The organism is Bradyrhizobium sp. CCBAU 45394 (genome assembly GCF_028128655.1).
Taxonomy (GTDB): domain Bacteria; phylum Pseudomonadota; class Alphaproteobacteria; order Rhizobiales; family Xanthobacteraceae; genus Bradyrhizobium; species Bradyrhizobium diazoefficiens.
This window is the reverse complement of the sequence record NZ_LBIX01000152.1, coordinates 18434-36674: the sequence shown is the minus strand read 5'-3', so window position 1 is coordinate 36674 and position 18241 is coordinate 18434. Positions and strand designations below refer to the sequence as shown.

14 protein-coding genes and 1 pseudogene are annotated in these 18241 nt (G+C 59.3%); 7 read left to right on the top strand and 8 right to left on the bottom strand.

Features of this window, described 5'->3' with window-relative positions; translation table 11 throughout:
• On the bottom strand, positions 1-1533 hold the full coding sequence (gene istA / locus WN73_RS16280; RefSeq protein WP_271553774.1) for an IS21 family transposase: 1533 nt from the start codon (positions 1531-1533) through the stop codon (positions 1-3).
• 1010 nt (positions 1534-2543) lie between these two features.
• Here istA and WN73_RS16275 point away from each other — a divergent pair.
• Entirely contained in the window at positions 2544-5690 is a 3147-nt protein-coding gene (locus WN73_RS16275) for an amidohydrolase family protein (RefSeq protein ID WP_271553753.1), read from the top strand.
• A gap of 255 nt (positions 5691-5945) precedes the next feature.
• Here the strand turns inward: WN73_RS16275 and WN73_RS16270 are convergent.
• The 4 genes and pseudogenes from WN73_RS16270 to WN73_RS16250 all read right to left on the bottom strand — a co-directional run.
• Positions 5946-6610 (bottom strand): annotated as a pseudogene (locus WN73_RS16270) (helix-turn-helix domain-containing protein); the annotation flags it as partial.
• Positions 6611-7105: 495 nt separating this feature from the next.
• On the bottom strand, positions 7106-8005 hold the full coding sequence (locus WN73_RS16265) for a flavin monoamine oxidase family protein (protein WP_271553750.1): 900 nt from the start codon (positions 8003-8005) through the stop codon (positions 7106-7108).
• A 203-nt stretch (positions 8006-8208) separates the two neighbouring features.
• Complete coding sequence (locus tag WN73_RS16260; RefSeq protein ID WP_271553749.1) at positions 8209-8325, bottom strand: hypothetical protein; 117 nt, start codon at positions 8323-8325, stop codon at positions 8209-8211.
• A gap of 486 nt (positions 8326-8811) precedes the next feature.
• Positions 8812-9093, bottom strand: coding sequence for a helix-turn-helix domain-containing protein (locus WN73_RS16250; RefSeq protein ID WP_271553748.1), 282 nt, complete (start codon positions 9091-9093; stop codon positions 8812-8814).
• 651 nt (positions 9094-9744) lie between these two features.
• Here WN73_RS16250 and WN73_RS16245 point away from each other — a divergent pair.
• From WN73_RS16245 to WN73_RS16240, 3 genes are all read left to right on the top strand, one after another.
• Positions 9745-10017 carry a DNA -binding domain-containing protein gene (locus WN73_RS16245; protein ID WP_271553746.1) on the top strand — a complete coding sequence of 91 codons (273 nt, stop codon included), beginning with the start codon at positions 9745-9747 and terminating at the stop codon, positions 10015-10017.
• A gap of 138 nt (positions 10018-10155) precedes the next feature.
• Complete coding sequence (locus WN73_RS44670) at positions 10156-10368, top strand: transcriptional regulator domain-containing protein (protein ID WP_442870108.1); 213 nt, start codon at positions 10156-10158, stop codon at positions 10366-10368.
• A gap of 46 nt (positions 10369-10414) precedes the next feature.
• Positions 10415-10951, top strand: coding sequence for a DUF2285 domain-containing protein (locus WN73_RS16240; protein ID WP_271553745.1), 537 nt, complete (start codon positions 10415-10417; stop codon positions 10949-10951).
• Positions 10952-11211: 260 nt separating this feature from the next.
• Here the strand turns inward: WN73_RS16240 and WN73_RS16235 are convergent, their stop codons facing one another.
• From WN73_RS16235 to WN73_RS16225, 3 genes are all read right to left on the bottom strand, one after another.
• A complete protein-coding gene (locus tag WN73_RS16235; RefSeq protein WP_271553744.1) occupies positions 11212-12147 on the bottom strand; it encodes a LysR family transcriptional regulator in 936 nt (311 codons plus the stop codon).
• Between the two features lie 139 nt (positions 12148-12286).
• Entirely contained in the window at positions 12287-12568 is a 282-nt protein-coding gene (locus tag WN73_RS16230; RefSeq protein WP_271553743.1) for a helix-turn-helix domain-containing protein, read from the bottom strand.
• Positions 12569-12976: 408 nt separating this feature from the next.
• Positions 12977-13849, bottom strand: a complete 873-nt coding sequence (locus WN73_RS16225) for an isocitrate lyase/phosphoenolpyruvate mutase family protein (protein WP_271553742.1) — start codon at positions 13847-13849, stop codon at positions 12977-12979.
• 1365 nt (positions 13850-15214) lie between these two features.
• Here WN73_RS16225 and WN73_RS16220 point away from each other — a divergent pair.
• From WN73_RS16220 to WN73_RS16210, 3 genes are read left to right on the top strand one after another with little or no spacing between them, the layout of a single operon-like run.
• A complete protein-coding gene (locus WN73_RS16220; RefSeq protein WP_271553741.1) occupies positions 15215-16393 on the top strand; it encodes an ABC transporter ATP-binding protein in 1179 nt (392 codons plus the stop codon).
• On the top strand, positions 16390-17355 hold the full coding sequence (locus tag WN73_RS16215; RefSeq protein WP_161533380.1) for a carbohydrate ABC transporter permease: 966 nt from the start codon (positions 16390-16392) through the stop codon (positions 17353-17355). The genes WN73_RS16220 and WN73_RS16215 overlap by 4 nt, the downstream gene beginning before the upstream one ends.
• On the top strand, positions 17352-18200 hold the full coding sequence (locus WN73_RS16210) for a carbohydrate ABC transporter permease (protein WP_271553740.1): 849 nt from the start codon (positions 17352-17354) through the stop codon (positions 18198-18200). The genes WN73_RS16215 and WN73_RS16210 overlap by 4 nt, the downstream gene beginning before the upstream one ends.
• The last annotated feature ends 41 nt before the right edge of the window (positions 18201-18241 follow it).

Below are 18241 nucleotides of genomic sequence, written 5' to 3'. Positions count from 1 at the left end.
CTAATTGTAATAGCGCGGGCCGCGGATGTTGGCATGCAGGATCGGCGCATCGTCCGCGGAGCGCTGGTGAGCAGGACGCCGATCGAGATTGTTGGCGAGGATCGACTTGACCGAGCCATAGGTGCGTGCGCCGATGCCGATCGCCCGCGAAGCCGCGGCGTCCAGCCGATCGCGCCCATAGGAGCCGGCGAGCCTGAGGATGCCGAGGCAGGCTCGGAAGCCTTGCTCGGGGTGCGAGCGTTCGTCGAGAATGAGGTCGCACAGCGCACTGGTCGCCGGCCCAATGGCGGCGGCGTCCTGGCGGATACGCGCGATGGTCCAGCCGGCGTAGCGCCGATGGCTGGAGGCCACGTGCTCCGGAACGGTGGTGTGCTTGTGATTGCCGCTCATGCGCTGATGCGCGGCGATCCGCTCGCCCTTGTGGAAGATCTCTACGGTGCGGGCCGTGAACCGCACCTCGACCTCGGCGCGGGCGAAGCGATGGGGGACGCTGTAGTAATGCTTCTCCACCTCGACGTGGTAATCGAGGCTGACACGGCGGATACGCCACTCGGCGAGCACGTAGGAACTCGCCGGCAACGGCTTGAGCGCCGGCCGGTCGACCTCCTCGAGCAGCCGACGGCGTGTCACGCCGAGCCGCCGGATCGGCCGTTCCTCGTTGAGCCTTGTGAGCAACTCGCCGATCGCCGCATTGACCTCGGCAAGGCTGTAGAAGGTGCGATGACGCAGGCGGCCGAGCAGCCAGCGCTCGACGATGAGGACGGCCTGCTCAACCTTGGCCTTGTCGCGCGGCTTGCGCGGCCGCGCCGGCAAGATGGCAGTGCCGTAATGTGCCGCCATCTCCGCATAGGTACGATTGATCTGCGGGTCGTACAGGCTCGCCTTGATGACCGCGACCTTGGTGTTGTCAGGCACCAGCAGCGCCGGGACGCCGCCGATCGCCGCGAAGGCGCCAACATGGGCGCTGATCCAGTCGGCGAGCCCCTGCGTCCACGTCGCCTGCGCGTAGGTGAAGCTCGATGCGCCGAGCACGGCGACGAAGATCTGCGCCTTCCTGCGCTCACCGGTGAGGCGATCGACCACCACCGGCACGCCGTCGCCGGCATAGTCGACGAACAGCTTGTCGCCGGCTGCATGGGCCTGGCGCATCGTCACCGACAGGCGGCCCTCCCAGGTGCGGTAGAGCTCACAGAAGCGCGAGTACCGGTATCCGCTGGGCTCGGCGGCGATATACTCCTCCCACAGGATCGACAGCGTCACGTGCTTGCGTTTGAGCTCGCGGTGCACGGTCGCCCAGTCGGGTTCGGCGATGCGGCGGTGACCCTGCCGGTTACCATTGCCGGTCTTCGCGAACAGGCGAAGTTCCAGGGCCGCGTCCGTGAGCTCGTCGGGCAACGGCCAGCTCAAGCCCGCGGCCTCGAACCGCCGGAGCGCCAGCCGCACCGTCGAGGGTGCCGCGCCCACCCGTCGCGCAATCTCGCGGCTCGGCAACCCGGCCGCCTTCATTCTGATCACATCGCGCACACGGCGCATCGCAAGCCTCTCCGTCGGCATCCAGGGTCCCCCTTCGCAAAGCCGAAAGGGGTGACCCTATGGGAGCCAGAAGAGGCCTCGTCACCCGGGCGACATCATCCCGGAACGGTGGGCGACATCATCTCGGAATGGGTGGGCGACTTCAAATCGGAATAGTGGGCGAGATCATCTCGGAATCCTGGGCGACATCGATCGGAATCCGCAGCGCATCGCATATTCTTGCGTCTGGCATCAGCTGTTGCGGTCAGTAGTTGACTAACGGACAATTGTGGGCGCCGCATATGGATATTCTACAGTCAGTCAATCATGACAGTCACAAAGGCGAGCGAGGACAGCGAACTGCTGTGCCATTTTTACTGCGTGAATTAGGGTTCTGGAGGAGTGCGAACTGCGAGCGCTCACGAGGGTTATCGGCCTAGCGAGACCGGCTGCTGAGGGGCTTTGAAAAAGTCTGCCATTCATCCGTCGCTTCTTAGAAAATTACGGTGGCCATGTTCTACTCGACGGTGGGTTCCAATACCTGGGCTCACCGCCAACAAATGAAATGCTTATCGGGCGACGCCCGCCAGGATTGTTATTGTCATGCCTCTCGGGAAGCGCCTTGAATTTTTACTATCTCTTGACGGGATTGAGCCGCTCCTAAGCACTGCAGCGTCGTTGGGAAGCGGACTGGCCCGATATCTGCTTGGCCTTCGCCGCGACAAACGGTGGAGGAGGCCATGCCACTGGAGCACCCGAGTCTCGCCATGTTCATAAGGGAGAGGCGCGCTTTAGTTTTCCGCTCACCTAATCATAAGCATCGCGATGTTCCCCAAGAGCACGAACGATATAGGCGCTTCTTGGATCCGTCGTAGTTGTTTTTTGAGTCACAGAATGTCCTCGGCGTCGAAGCCGCGAGAGAGGTCGCTCCCGCTCGTAATCACTCCGGATGTCGAACGAATAGGCTCGGGGGCCAGGGCCGTTCATGGCCGGAATAGAACGGCACCCTATCGAAAAGGAATTGTTGGAAAATGACGACAACCTCACGACGCGGTATCAGTCGCCGTAAAGTGCTGTCGCTGGGTGGCGGCGCGATACTGGCCCCTTATGACCTTTCCTTGTCTGCTATGTCCCCTTCCAGGGACGAACACTACGCCGTTGTTGCTGAGGGAACCAACATCTCTGCCGCCGTGTCGCCTACTGGGCAGACGGTGGCATTTGATCTCGCCGGGAGCCTTTGGCTTGTGGACGTCGGCGGCGGACTTGCGCGACGGATGACTGACGAACTCGGCGACGTCGCGCAACCCCACTGGTCCCCAGACGGGAAAGAGATCGTTTTCCAATGCTATCGGGATGGAAATTTCCATCTCTGGACAATCTGCGCCGATGGCACCCGGTTGAAGCAACTTACGCGCGGTCCCAACGATGATCGCGAGCCAGTCTACTCCCCAGATGGGCAGCGGATCGCGTTCTCGTCGGACCGCGGTTTGGGCTACGGCATCTACGCTTTTGACAGGAATACTGGCGCCGTGGAATCGCTGGTAGATACCGTGGCCGAGGAAACCGAACCGGCCTGGTCGCCGGACGGACGAAAGATCGCATTCGTTACGAACAGATTATCGCTCGATGTTTTGGACGAACTGGGTAACCGGACCACCGTTGCATCTGTTCACAACCCGACAGATCGTTTCGAGCCCAAGGAGATTCACGGCCCATCCTGGTCTCCCGACGGCGATCTCACTTACATGATAGTGGACAACGGTACGGTTCAGTTGCATCGGTCTCGAGGCATTGTAGTTCAAGGCGAAGACGTTTTTCCATTTCGCGCATCATGGTTGCCAACCGGCGAGTTCGTATACACGTCGGGCGGCAAGATACGGCGGCGACGCCTGGAAAAGGCGGAGTCTTCCGTTATTGAATTCTCGGCACAGCTTCCAATCGCCAGGCCACGGTACAAGAAAGTGCGCCGGGATTTCGATTCGATCGGACGACGTCCTGTGCTCGGTATCGGCAGCCCGGTCTTGTCGCCCGATGGCCGCAAAATCGCTTTCCGCGCTCTGAACGACATTTGGACGATGACGATTGGGGAGCGGCCGTGCCGCATTTGCCGTGACGGATTCTATAAATCCGACCCGGCGTGGTCGCCTGACGGCCGCTGGCTGTCTTACTCGAGTGACCGTGGTGGCAAGCTGGATATATGGTTGAATGACCTGCGCACCGGCGAGAATCGGCAACTCACGTACTTGCCCGATGCTGCGCTATCCGGATCATGGTCGCGGGACGGCAGATTGATCGCCTTTTTGGATCAGACCGGCACTCTTTATACGATTGAAATCGAGAGTGGGTCTATTCAGAAGGTCTATGGTCCTTTATGGGAGCCGGGCAGACCGAGTTGGGGACCTGATGGGCGGACGATTGCCCTAGCAGCGTTCAAACCCTGCTCCGCTAGCTATCGCGAGGGCCTGAGTGACATCCTCACCGTCGATCGAATTTCCGGCGAGGTCGAATATCAATCTCCCCTTCCAAATCGATCGCTCAGCACGCGCGGCGATGATGGACCCGTGTGGTCACCTGATGGGACGAAAGTCGCTTTCGTGCTAGCTAGTTTGCTATACGTCGCTCCGGTCGATGGCCGATGCAGGCTGACCAGCGCGCCACGCGCGATCAACGCGGAGGTTACGGACGCTCCGAGTTGGAGCGGCGACTCCAAAACGCTGCTTTATCTATGCAATGGACTTCTGCGGCTGCTTACGGCCGAGGGGGGAGAGCCGCAAACCGTGCCGCTTTCGTTGGATTGGGCGATGGCGAAGCCTTCGGGGCGAACCGTGCTCCGCGTCGGGCGCTTATGGGATGCCCGCAGTCCGGATCTTCGCGAGAACGTCGATATTGTCATCGATTCGAACAGGATCGCGGCCATCGTGCCCCAGAACGGCTGTGCTTATGGCGATGCAAAGATCGTCGAGGCTCCGCAGTCGACAGCCATGCCCGGATTGATGGACATGCATACCCATCGACAAATGCAGGGGTATTCATATGGCGATCGACAAGGCCGAATGTGGCTTTCGCTGGGGATCACGACAACGCGATCGGTCGGTTCGCCCGCATACCACATGGTGGAGGACAGGGAATCCATTGACTCCGGGGCGCGGTTGGGGCCGCGTCATTTTGCAACCGGTGAAGCCATCGACGGCTCTAGGATATTCTATAACTTCATGCGTCCGGTCACAGAGCAGGGACAGTTGGCGCGCGAGTTGCAACGTGCGGAAGCCCTGTCGTATGATCTCGTCAAAACTTATGTCCGATTGGCGCCCGAGGTACAGCGCGACGTGACTGCCTGGGCGCATGCCCGAGGTCTGCACGTCACGTCGCACTACCAGTACCCGGCCGCGGCCTTCGGCGCGGATGGGATGGAGCATCTCGGTGCCACCAGCCGGCTCGGTTACTCACGAACCATGAGCCGATCAGGCGCGGCATATCAAGATTTCCTGGAGGTATTCGTCCAAAGCGGCATGACGTGTACGCCCACCATCTTCACTGCTAACGCGTTGCTGGGCGAGGATCGTTCGTGGCTGGACGACATCCGGATCAAAACCCTCTATCCCACATGGGAGTATGCACGGCTAAAAGAACGCACTAGACTGATGTCTGGCCCGAATCGGCTGGTCACGCTCGCCGAACTCGAACGCAATGTCGTGCAAGTCAGAGAGTTGATGCGCAAGGGTGGCCGCGTAATCACTGGCACAGACGCACCGATCGATTTCCCGGCCATCAGCTTACATCTTAATCTGCGGGCGATGGTTCGCTATGGTGTGACTCCATATCAAGCTATGTTGACGGCTACCCGGTATTCCGGCGAATTTCTTGGCGAACCGTTGGGAACGATTGCAGAAGGAGCACTTGCCGATGTCGTCCTAGTCGAGGGAAACCCGTTGCTGCGTATCGAGGATGCCGCAAATGTCGACTATGTGGTCAAGAATGGCGAGGTTTTAAGCGTCAAAGATCTACTGGCTCCTTTCGTCGCAACGCAAGTTCATCAGCATGGAAGGAATAAGACATTATCGCCGGTTCGGACCGCTGTGAACGAAAGGCGTTTCTGGTGGCACGGAAAGGAATTTGTTGAGAATAACAGAGTTTACTGCTGCTGTACCGCGACACCGCGGCTGAGTTGCACCGGTTAGAGTCAAATTTTGCGACGGAATCGACAATTCGATGCAGCAGTCGGTTTGGGATCGCCTGAACTCATTGTGCCAGTAAGCACAAGGCCTACCCTTGGAAGTAAGCTTGCCGCGTCTAAAATGATTCCTGGAGTTGCGTTGGCAGCATTGGTCACGATCACCGATCCGGCGCAGCGATCGCATGGGGGCGCGACTCACGGGGCGGTCACCGTCAACCAGCTTGGGCCAAGACTGAAGATAGCGGGGCAGCCCTGTCTCCCCGCGGTCGGTCAGGATCCGGTTCAGCGGGATGCCCCGCGCATCGAAGAACGGCACCACGCGATCATTCAACAGTTCGACCGCCGTGATCGGCGTCTTGCGATCATACAGCTTGGCGAACCCCACCTTGCTGTAGGTGTCAATGAAGGTCTGCTGATAGATCCGCCCGACCCCCTTCATGTTGCCGACATAGAGGGTGTCCTGCGCACCGCAATAGCCGGGGCATTCGCTCTCGAACTCGCCGTGCGCCTCCTTCTCGGACTTGGCCTTTTCCAACGCACCGAGCTGGGACTCGGTCAGCACCAGGCCGTCCTGGGCCATCTTTGCCTCCAGCGCCGTCAGCCGCTTCTTGCCCGCACGCCGAACGGGGAGATCGACAGGCCGCGGCTCCTGAGCTCATTGCTGACCCGCACCTGACCCCAGGCCGGCTGGTCGATCGCCAGCTCAACGACGGCTGCCTCGACCTCCGGCGCGACACGGTTCTTCAGGAGCGGTTTCTTGCGGCTGATCTCAATCAGCGCGAGCTCGCCGCCCTTGTCGTACAGTTCCTTGAACCGGTAGAAGCTGTCGCGGCTATAGCCCATCATCCGGCAAGCCTGGCTGACGTGGCCGAGCTGCTTGGCCAATTCGAGCATTCCGACCTTCGCGCGAAGTTCCTGGGTCATGGTAACGTCTCCTGTGAGACGCTGCGGGCTGCGCGGGAGCGCCCTTTGGGTTAGCGCTCCTGCTCGCTCGCAGCTCCATTCCCTGCCAGTTCAAACCTTGCCGTCAGATTAAGTCGAAACGTCTACACATCGACCATGTGGCAACCGCGGCGCACATTGATATAGAGCTGCTCGCCACTCGTCTCGACAAAGCGATAGCTGGAGGAAAAGTGGCGGCTCTTCAGCGCCGGCCGACTGCCCGAGCACAGCATACGACTGCAGGAGCAGCGTCGCGATGGCTGCGACAGTGATATGCTTGGTGCCCCGAATGTTACCCTCGCCTCATGTCTTGATCACCCGCTCATGGAGCCGCGGGATGGCATCAAGTGAGGAGAGGATTGCGCCCTCCGCCAGGCCGGCAGTGCGGACGCATGCTCGCCGGCAAGCAAAATGCGCCCGTCGATCCCACACAGATTGCGATAGTGCTGCTTGCGGGACGCCTCGGACCAGTAGCCGCTACAGCCAAGCGTGAATGGCACCCGGTGCCAGGCGAGATGCCGTTTTCGAACTCCGTCCTGTATTGAGGATGGATAGCCGCGCCAAACTCGACCGCGCGCGCCACGCGCTCATCCGGCGGCATGGCGGTGACTCGAAGGAATTGGCGCCCTCGAACAGATAAGCGCCGAGCGGGATGCCGCGTCCGATCTTGTTGTAGTCGGTGTTGGGATAGCCGATCTCTCGGATCGGCAAATCCGTATAGCTGATGCCGCCATAGATCGCGTCGTCCTCCTCCCAGAATGGGCGCTTGAACTGCAGCCCGACTTTCACCGATGCTGTATAAGGCACGGCATCTATAGCCGCCTTCATCGCGGCGCCTACATTGATGGGCAACTGGCTCAGAATCGACAACGGGATCGTGCACAGGCACCAATCGGCAGTGACCTTTTGCGACTGCGCGGGGTTTTTGGCGTCCACATAGGTCACGGTGACGCCGCCAACGTTCTGCCAAATTTCCGTGACCTTTGCACTATAGCGGATGAGCTCGCCGAGTTCGCGCGCGAAGGCCTTGCCGATCATATCCATGCCGCCGACCGGCTGGAACATTGTCGTTTGCAATTCGCACTTGGCGACATTCCAAAAATGGCGCCACAGTTGCGACTTCAGAATGTCCGAGAGCGCTAACGGCCCGCTCGGAAGGGGAACCGCGGATAGCCCACCCGCCGGGGGGGCATAGCCGCGATATCCGGAGGCAATCAGGCCCTCGTTGTATTTGTAGTTATGATCAAACGCGCCCCAGGATTTCAGTGCAAGCAGCAGGATTTGCTTGTCCTCCACGGAGACGCCCTGATCCAATTCGCCTTGTTTTGCGACTTTCGCAAGCAGTTCAGAAATCTGGCCCTGGAAATCGGCCTTCACTGCGCGGATTCGCTGCGGCGCCCCCCGGAAGGGCGCGAGGCGTGGAGATACGCATTGTGATTGACCTGGATGAAGGGCTCGAGCGCAACGGCCAAGCCGCTTGCAATAATCCAACAGTGCTCGATGATGATAGGGAATCCGCCACTCCCGGATCAAGATGAAGTCCGTCCTCAAAGGCGCAGGTCTGCCTGAAGCCGCCGAGTTCAACATAAGCATCGCCTCCACGGAGCGTCCAGTTCCGCCCGCCGGGGCGGTCGTTGAACTCCAGCACGCACCAGAACCTTATAGCCAGCGTTGCGTAGCTCCAGCGCGGTCGTCATGCCAGCGAGACCCGCACCGAGAATGAGTACGAAAGCGCCTTTGGCATAGTACGGCGTCGAACTCGCCGCGGATCAGCTCTTCGATGAACCGACGCACGAGCCCGCAGCTCGGTCTCGAGCGGATCAAAACAGTTGTCGAAAAGATCAACAGCCATCTCGGCTGCAGGCTGCGCAGAATTGGGTTTCGTGGTAGTGCTCGGCATGGCGTGGTCTCCAGTCCGACCCGCTAACGCCGGATGATTCGAGGTTGATCGCCCCGGAGACTACGTCACCCTCATTTCCAGCCAACCCGCGACGGAACCTAAGCGCTCATCTCGAAGATGCTCTGGCTGCTTGGAAACAGATCGCGCTGGGCGCTGTTTAAGGGGAGCCGTGCTGATGCGGCATCGGCTGGAGCCGGAGGTCGGAGTCGCCGCCGCAGATTCAAAGCGGGCACGTGAGGCCGCTCCGCCTCTCGTTAGCTACTAACATGGCTCTCTGGAATAGTTACTTCCTATTCCGGCACGGGCGTGCCGGCTTGCGTCCTCTAGACATCGGTTTGGGAGGCGCCGCACCCTTGGCCGGCGCCGCGAACAATTCGGACAAGTGAATACCCAAGGTCGCGGCGATACGGTCCAGGAGATCAATGGTCGGGTTCTCTTTCTTCTGCTCAATGCGGCCCATGTACGAGCGGTCGATCCCGGCATCATAGGCCAATTGCTCTTGCGGAATGCCGCGCTCTACGCGGATCCGGCGCACATTCCAGGCCACAAGCGCACGAGCGTTCATGCGCAAAGGCAGCCATTCCGACGTTTATGAAACCACTGGTTATAGCCACACTATTACGATAAGCTGGCACTCGGGCAGTTGGCTGTCCGCGCACCATTGCTTCAGCGAAGCAGGTCACCGCGAGTCGCAGATGTCGTGGAGTTTGTCGCCTTTGAATGCCGTTGGCCCATCACAAGCGAGCTCACGGCGCGACAGTTCGTTACTGGCAGCAGAGCAAAATGGCCCCAGAAGAACTGCGGCTTTTTCCGGGCGGCGCGACTAAATAGGACAACCGTTCAGCTGGAGCTCGAAAAGTGAAACGAATTCTCCTCTACTTGGCTGCCTCCAAGCCGCGGCCTTTCAACACGGCGCGCGGGCAAACGACGGACCTCCATTCCGTTCCGGGAGGGTGAAGCGCCAGAACAGCCTAGCTGCGTGGCAAATCTGCGATCAGTCACCGGTACGGACTGCGAGTAGATCCAGGGCTGATGGAAGAGCAAATGCCCAGAATGGAATCACCAGGTCATCGTGGGCCGATATGCGCTCGCTGCTACGCGTCCGGCCAAAAAGAGGTTGGGACTGCGACGATTCGAGCGGTACCAAAATGGCCCCACGTTAGTTATCGTTGCTCGGATTTCGATAGATTTTTCAGCTTGGTAGGAGTTTCAAGCATTGACGGCGGATCCGAAGATCGCAGATTTGGCGCCCAGCGCGCACGAGCTCACGTCATATGACAAGGAGCACGCTGTCACCTACATGCGACTTCTCGATGCCGACGCTGACAAGGCTGATTGGCGCGAAATCGCGCGCATTGTGCTCGGGCTTGACACGACCCTTGAACCGGACCGTGCGCGACGCACCTTCGAAAGTCATCTGGCTCGGGCCAGGTGGCTAGCGGGCCACGGCTATCGTGATCTGCTGCGCCGCGGTTGGCCAAAGGAATGAACCCGGCCGATCTCAGGACCGGCGGAATTCCTAGCAATCGTAAAACATGATCATTGCATCGATTCAGTGCGTACACGGCGCGCACGCAACGGTAAAGCGCCACAATCATCGGCTGCAGTTCACCCGCGCGTGAAGATCATGCGGGGAAATGGTGCGATGGCGGATACTGACTGGAGATCTGAGGAAGCATACAGCGGCCTCAAGAACGCAGAAGCTGACGACCTGGCCTGGGAGTGGCTGCGCCGGGATCGCGACTACCAAGAGGATTATAGGCGGTTATCTCGCCGCGAACGTTCAAGCGCAGCGGCGGGCCAGTTCCGACGAAAGTGGGGGCTCTCGTTTTCCAGCTGATCCGCAAAAGACGTTCGACAAGCAAGCAGTCTTCTGGGCACCCGAGGTGCTGTCGACCGTACTGGCTGTGCGGGCGGCCAACTGCATGGCGCCCAAAAGCTTCCAACTCGATTTCGCCAATCTGCCGGGCGACCTTCGTCGCGCGTCAGATGGATGGCATGCGATCGTGCCGCTCGGAGGCGCGAAGCATCGCCTTTGGCTGAGCAAGCTTCCGGCGAGCGGGTCTGCTGTCGTCCTCGATCTGCCGCTCGACATGAACTTCGAGCTTCGCTTGCAGGCCGCACGTCGACTTTGGCTCGCGCTTGAGCACCGGCCGCTCGGAACGCCCCCTCTTGCTTTGCCGGCTTTGAAGCGGCGTCGGCTGATCCTCGCGCTGCGCGCACTCGATGGATGGCAGGAAGGAAATAGCTATCGCCAAATCGCGAAAGGGCTGTTTGGAGGCCACCGTATCGCCGAGCGGGGCTGGAAAACAAACGATTTGCGCAGCCGAACCATTCGACTTGTTAAGCTGGGGCGGCGCCTCATACGCCTTCGTTGCCGCGCATTGCTCGATAAAGGCAGAGGCAAGGATGACAGTTCATGAGCTCTCGGGCGATAAATGGCATTCATCCATTCTGTGCAGCCAATTCTTCTACTGGCACGACGCGATCGCGGAGAGGATGAGATCTTTCCGTTCGATCTATCACCCCCGTCCTTTCGCCAGGATCGCTACACCAGAGAGGCGGTATCTTCGGTAAGAGTTTGGCGATTAAGCTCGGATGGCTCTCAGGTTGAGTGCTCTCGACTTAAATAGGGGCAATGCATCGATCCCGAGTTGTACCAGATTGAGGGGCTTGCTGGGCGTCAGGCAGCCTGCGCAAGCGCTGCCTTCTTGCAAAGACGAGCCACCCATCGGCAAAAAGAACGTGCGATCTCGGGATGCTCGCTGCGATCCACGGCATAGGCGCGATATTGCATGCCACTTGGAGCGCGTGAGCCGGGGATGATTTGCAAAGCGCCCCCTCGCACCAGATCACTGACGATGATTTCTGGTGCGACAAGAAGGCATTTTCCTGTCATGACTGCCGGCAGAGCAAGATAGTTGTGATCGTACCGCGCGCCCGCTCGTATGTCGTTTGAGGACAGGTTCATTGCCCTCAGCCATGTCGGCAGGATGTCGGGTCGTGATGTGATGTTCAGTATCGGCGTTGAGCGAACGATCGAGAGCTCTCTGCCCGCGACCAGATTTGGCGGCCCCACGCATACCAGCTCCTCATTGTAGATCTCCCAACTGTCGGCGGGTTCGATGACGGAAAGGTCGCGCGTAATCAATATGTCGAAGTCATCCGAAGATGTCGGCGGCGAGAGCGAGCTGATGACGTCCACGATAACGCCGCCCGCTTCGGCAGAGAACGCTTGCAGATTTGGAATCAGAAGCGAGGATGCAAAAGTCGATAGTGACGTGCGGACGACAATCCGATTGGTGCCCGCGGCCGCCCGCCGCCGCATTCTTTTGGCGGTGAAGCCGACTGTCTCGAGCGGTTCAGAGACTGCGTTTGCAAATAGTCTTCCAAACTCAGTCAAATCACTGCGCCGGCCGCGCCGCTCGATGAGGTCCGCACCCAGATAGTCCCGCAGTACGGACAGATAGCGGCTGACCGAACTCTGCGTTGTTCCCAAAGCGGTGGCCGCGCGCGTGACGCTGCCTTCGCGTGCGACGGTGACAAAAGCACGGATGGCATTCAGCGGAACTTCATCGTCTTGAGCCGCCATTGTCTGCTCCGGCGCCAGATTGAACATCCATCACATTATTCGATGTCCATAGCGGAATTGCCGCGAATCAAGGGGCGGGTGCGCACAAAATCCGCGCGTGGGAGCGCATTGATACTTGGTCCAGTACTGCATAAGACCGGCTCAACGGCTCGGTACTGTCAGGGGGCTAGGTCCTTTTGCGGCGTGCCGGATTCGGCTTGCGACCTTTAGGTAAAGTAGCGGGTGGCGGCGCACCCTTTGATGGCCGAACAAACAGCTCGGAGACAGCAACCCCGAGCGTTTCGGCCAGGCGATCGAGAAGATCGATTGTCGGGTTCGCCTGTTGGCGCTCAAGTCCGCTCATATAGGAGCGATCAACACCTGCATCGTAGGCCAATTGCTCTTGCGGAATACCGCGCGCGACGCGGATCCGGCGCACATTGTAAGCCACAAGCGCACGAGCTCTCATGCGCGCAGGCAGCCATTTCGATGGTCATCATACCACTGGCTATAACCTACATAAAAAGATCACCAAATTGGAGGTTTTCGTCGAATTAATCGATGCGCGTTGTTCCCCGACGCTACTGGGGCAGGCCGCACGAGTGTTGGTATGTCGACCGTCGCCATTGCGGCCGGCGCAGGTTTTGCGGGCGCTGACCGGATCTCGGTCGTTCCGGTGGCTCGGCAGCCGTTCGATTCCGCTGTCCCAATTTGCGCGAACAGCCTCGAACCAAAAGCAAAGACGCTGACTGAGAGGGGCCGATGGTCCTCCATTCAACGAAATGGAGTTGCAGCCCCGATGAATGAGCCGTCCCAAACCATCGAGATTGCAGCGACAGCCGTTCAGGCGAGGTTAGAGTTGACCTTCAGTCCTGCATCAGCGCAGAAAGCGCGTTTCAGCTGCCTTAATCTCGTCCATTCTCTGGAGTCTGAAGATTTCCTCTACCGCTACAATATCCTTGTGGACGTTCTGGACGCCGCCATCCGCGATGATGCGCCGGAAGGTGTCCCTCAAGGCCGCGCTTGAGGCCCGGATACCGTAATTGCCATAGATCATCATCTGGACGTTGCCCAACTCCTTGACCCGACGGGCATCCAGGTCCGGATAAGCATTTGGCACAATGGCCAGCGGCACTAAACCGGTCCAGGCGCGGCAAAAGCTTTCGATCTCGCCAGGATCCTTTTTCTTTGAATGGATTAGGATCATATCGGCACCAGCCTTCACATAGGCTTGCGCGCGGTCTAGGGCTTCAGCTTCGCCAAGGCCAGCGATGAGCGCTTCGGTTCTCGCGATCACAAGAAAGTCTGGATCTCGCCTTGTGGCAAGAGCAGCCTCGATCTTGCCCTGGAATTCCTCGACGCGCAGCAGTTGCTGGCGGCCGCCTGCAGCAAGGCTCGTAACCTTGGGAAATGTCTTGTCCTCGATGACAACGGCGCTGGCGCCGGCCCTTTCATACTCGCCAATCGCATGGATGACATTGATCGCATTGCCATAGCCCGTGTCGATGTCGGCCACGATCGGTATCGTTGTGCGGCCGGCGATTGCTCGCAGCATATCCAGATGCTGTGCCATCGAGATCAGGCTCATGTCAGCCAAGCCATAAAGTGCGGAAAGTTCGAAACCGGAGGCCCACAGCCCATCGAAGCCGGCTTCCTCCGCGATGATCGCTGAAAGCGGGCTATGAGCTGCCATAATGTGGACAAGGCCACTTTCAGCCATCCGGGCACGCAGGCATTTGGCAGGGGACATCTAAAGTCTTTCAGGCTAGGGCGCCGCAAGCGGTGATGATCGGATCGCAGGCGCGGGTGAGATCCTTAAGCGAGGAACCATGCGAATATCGGGCGAAGCCTGGAGCCCGCCGGGCGGAGGGGACCCAAACGCATCGAGAAGATGCATGGCGAACATGGCTGTCAGTCTCTGTCACCTAGCAACACAGGTGCGTTTGCCGATCAATCCGGCGCAGGGGGAAAACGCCTAGAATGCGCCGGGTAAGGGCACGATGGTCATTGCGCCTGGCTCAGCTTCGACCACGAGTTCGCGTCGTTGCGGAAAGGCGCGCGAATTGCCTCAGATGATCCCGGACGCCAGACAGCGCCTCGACAGCTGCATATTGCGCGATCGAGCTCCTGTTGGGAAAAGTTCGACTCTGGACAAGATTTGATGGCCTTGACCAGAGTCAAAGGTCCTGCGCCATACAAGACACACCCGCCAGTCATTGCGTCCGCCTCCGAACCGCCGTTGCCCCGGTGTCGAGACTTGCAAAGTTCCCGTTGAACACGACCTGCTTCGCGCCGCAAAAGACCGTTGTGTGACCCATGCTGGCATTGAGCCCGTAATCGCGACTGAAGTCCCGCGGACTGCGCCGCGCAGCTGCCTGCTACCGACGAGCGCGGCGCATTTCGTCAGCCCGTCGCGCATTGCGTAGATGCCGGCCTCGCAGGAAGCAAGTGAGGTTTCGAATCGGGTTCGCTCTGACCGAGTGTGATCACGTCCGCGCCTTGTTCGCGTAGCTCGGCGGCTCGCGCCGTCATGGCCTCGGCTTCTGAGGGGCGAACAAGCCTTGAGCCGTTCTGCAACGAGAGACAATGGGGGCACCTGAAGTTTGACGCAGGATTGTTGACGGCTTCTACTCGTTTACTCGTTGGCAAAGTTGCAAACAAAACGGACATTCGTGTTTGTTGAATGAAATGATCGCAAGTTGCGATGCCTTGCGTCGCATCGCTGAAGACGACGGCGCGTTTCGCGACCGCGCATCACCAGCAGAGCAAATATGCTTGGCGCTTTGTGTGTTGGGTGCCGCGCAGACGTGTGAATTTTCTTGTCCAATTCGAAACGTTAAACAGGACTCGAAGCGCTTTCCGGCTCACGACGAGGAAATTGCGCGGCGCCCTTAAGAAAGCAGCGCCAAGGCTCGCTCGCTGCGACCGGTCCGCTGTCAAGCGACCTCGGCGTCGCTTCTTACGGCCGCACTGTTTAGCTCCGCAGTACCGAGTTATCGCATATTGCAGGGTATTCCATCTACTTATTCGATGCCTGTCATCCAGCTGTAGCACGACGGGTCTTGAAGGTCCGCAGCTTGCGCAAAGAGCGTCATGGCAGCGAGGAAGTGATGCGATGGCATCGGTTTTGATCGAAAACATCAGTAAGAACTACGGTAAGACGGCCATCCTGCGCAGCGTCTCACTGTCGATAGCCGATGGTGAATTCCTGACGCTGTTGGGACCGTCGGGCTGTGGTAAGTCGACGCTGCTCCGTATCCTGGCCGGACTTGAGGTGCAGGACGAAGGCTCCGTCTCGATCGGCGAGCGCCTTGTGGACGGAGTTCCGCCAAAGCGGCGGGATATTGCAATGGTGTTCCAGTCCTATGCCCTCTATCCCCATTTGAGCGTCGCGTCGAATATCGCCCTGCCGTTGCGGATGCGTCGGCTCTCTGCCTTACGGAGGCTCCCCCTTCTCGGTCGTCTTCTGCCAAGAACGGCGCAGATCGCCGCGGACATTGGGGTGGAAGTCTCCCGCACGGCTAAGTCCCTCGGGATCGGCCACCTGTTGTCGCGCAAACCGGGGCAACTCTCGGGCGGCCAGCGCCAGCGTGTCGCGGTTGGTCGGGCGATGGTGCGCCATCCAGCTGTTTTCTTAATGGACGAGCCTCTATCCAATCTGGATGCCAAGCTGCGCGTGCACATGCGCGCCGAGATCAAGGAACTGCACCAACGGCTCGGCGTCACCTTCGTCTATGTTACGCATGATCAGGCCGAGGCGATGACCCTTTCGGACCGCGTGGCCGTGATGCTCGATGGTGAGTTGTTGCAGGTTGCTCCACCGCAAAGCATCTACTCCGATCCAGACAATCGCCGCGTCGCAGAATTCATCGGCTCACCCAAGATCAATTTACTTGATGGCGTGATGCGTGAACGCGGCCTAATCGACGTGGCTGGTTCGGCGATCCCGGTCGAAGCCCATGCCCTGGCAGGCACGCCGCTCTCGCTCGGCATTCGTCCGGAGGCTCTTTATCTCGCAGACCACGCCGGCCAGGGGGTGCTGACAGGTTCGGTGCGAATGGTCGAGCACATGGGATCAGATCTCTTTGTACATCTCGATCTTGCCGGCATCGATCAGCCGTTTATCGCAAGGCTGCTGGCCGAGCGGGCGCCGCATATCGCGCCCGGCCAGACCTTGCATGTCGGCGCGAGACCGGATCGCATTCTTCTGTTTACACGGGATGGACGGCGCTTACGGCGTGAAGCGGATCCTGTTTGCAGATACGTCGCTCCGCTCCGGGAGGCCGTGAGATGAGCGAGCCTCGTACTTTTTCCGACGCTTATAATTTGTCCTTAACGCGGCGTGGAGCGTCATTTCTTGCGGTCTCACCAGCTCGTCGGCAAGCCTTTGCGGTGGCATTCGCAGGATTCGGGCTGGCTGGCCCGGCGGTTTTCTTTCTGCTGGTGCTGTTCATGCTGCCGGCGGTTGGGGTGTTTTTCATCGCGCTCACCGACTGGCAGCTCGGGGCTGGCTCTTTTTCCTTCGTCGGCCTCGCCAACTACCGCGAGGCGTTCGCGGACGCCACCTTTAGGGCCTCCCTCGCCAACACCACTATCTATGTTCTGATCGTCGTGCCGGGTACGCTACTTGCCGGCCTTACTGTTGCACTTCTGATCGAAAGCGGAAAATCCTGCCGCTCGTTCTATCGTGCCATCCATTTCCTGCCCTTTATGGCGACGGTCACCACTATGGCCATTGTCTGGGAGGCGCTGCTGCATCCCACGATAGGGCTCGTGAACCAGATGTTCGCCGCCGTGGGCCTTCCGACCGCCAACTGGCTGCGTGATGAAAATACCGTCCTTCCGGTGTTGGCCACTATCGGGATGTGGCAAAATCTCGGCTATGCGATGGTGTTGTTTCTCGCAGGCCTCAAAAGCATCCCGCGAGATCTCTACGATGCAGCCGATGTCGACGGTGCCGACTTATGGATCGACCGCCTCCGCATCGTCACTCTGCCCTTGCTCGGGCCGGTCTCGATGTTCGTTGTCATTGTCGTGGCACTGCGGGCCTTGGAATGCTTCGACGCGGTGAAGGTACTGACGCAGGGCGGCCCTGGAGCTGCCTCCGAAGTACTGCTCTACACGCTCTATCGAGAGAGTTTTGAGTATCTGCGCACCGGATATGGCGCCGCCGTCGCCGTCGTCTTTCTCGCCATGGTCGGAACTCTCACTCTGATCAACGCCCTCGTCATGGACAGGAAGGTGCATTACCAATGAGCGTGGCCACTTCGGTCAAAGGCTTGTCGTCGCTTGCCGGCATGTTTCGCCATGTCGTGTTACTCGTCACAGGAGCGTTGATACTCGTTCCCTTCCTGTGGATGATCTCGCTCTCGGTCAAGGCGCCGGGCGAGATATTCCACGCGTCTTTCTCCTTTTGGCCCGTGCAATTCTACGGCATCGAAAACTATGAAAAAGCGCTGAATGAAGCGCCGCTGCTCCGCTACATGGGCAACGGCCTGATGGTATGCGGTCTGATCCTGGCGCTACAAATTCTCCTCTGCGCTCCTTGCGCCTACGCGCTTGCAAAACTGCGATTTTTCGGTCGCGAACTCGTTTTCGGCATGGTGCTTGCCGGTCTGATCCTCCCGCACCAAGTGCTTTCGCTGCCGCTATTCATCCTCGGGTACAAGCTCGCCATCCTCAACACTTACACCGCGCTGATCCTTCCTTATGTCGTCTCACCCTTCGGCATCTTCCTGTTCCGGCAGTTTTTCAAGACGATTCCGGATGATGTCGTGCACGCTGCCCGTCTCGACGGTCTCTCTGAACTCGCTATCGTCTGGAAGGTCATGGTGCCAATGGCACTACCGGCTGTCATCGCCTTCGCAATCTTCTCGGTGGTCGGGCACTGGAATGACCTATTCTGGCCACTGATCGCCGTACGTGATCAGTCCCTGATGCCGCCGACGCTGGGTATTCTGGTCTTCAAGAACGAGGAGGCCGGCAGCGACTACGGTCCTCTGATGGCGGCATCCACTCTTGTGGTACTCCCGCTCACCATCGCCTTCCTTGCAGCCCAACGTTGGTTCGTCGAGGGACTGACCGGAGGGGCCGTCAAATAATAGGCGAACCGAGGGGATCAGAATTCTCCTCTTGTCGAATG